Genomic DNA, 548 nt, shown 5'->3' on the forward strand with positions numbered 1-548 from the left:
GAAGCGATCTGCGTAGTGGTCAACGCGGCGATGTCGCTGGTGGTAAGGCTAGTGACGATGGTCATTTCCATTCTCCTTGAGCGGTATTGCGAAATTTTATATGGCGTAGCGCCAATTGCCTGCCAGAAACACACTTCGGCGGCCTTGGTGGGCGCAATGGTTTTTATTGCAATAAGCTATACGTTTTACAGCAACTTATTTACCGGAATATGACCGGCTTATGCCCGCCCGGACCAGGCGGGTATTGCATTTTTTTTTACTGAATTGCAAAGCTAGAAAGCGGCGGCCGGGGTTACCCCCAGCCGCCGCTGCGTTAGCGCGACATCAACTTAGCGCCTGCCTCATTTGGCCACCGCCAGCCAGCCGTGCTGGGTGGATCCTGGCTGGGCCGTCGTGGCGCTCTGGCCCGGCGCCGCCAGTCCGTTGGCGCTGCCTGCCGCCAGCGGCGCCTGGGCGTCGTACTGCCTGAGCGCCTCGACCATGCGGTCCACGCTGGCCAGGGTCTGGCCGGCGTTGGCCTGCTGGGCCTGGTAGGCCAGGCTGCCGCC

At 60.9% G+C, this 548-nt stretch carries 2 protein-coding genes; one reads left to right on the forward strand and one right to left on the reverse strand.

Annotated features, from left to right (window positions below; all coding sequences use genetic code 11):
- Window positions 1-213: hypothetical protein (locus AC3WOS_RS28595; RefSeq protein WP_492720710.1), on the forward strand; the 213-nt coding region annotated here is incomplete at its 5' end.
- A gap of 128 nt (window positions 214-341) precedes the next feature.
- On the opposite strand, the gene AC3WOS_RS28600 is transcribed toward AC3WOS_RS28595, so the two are convergent.
- The coding region (locus AC3WOS_RS28600) for a hypothetical protein (protein WP_492720711.1) at window positions 342-548 on the reverse strand (207 nt) is incomplete at its 5' end.

Source organism: Rugamonas sp. FW305-51 (genome assembly GCF_058786935.1).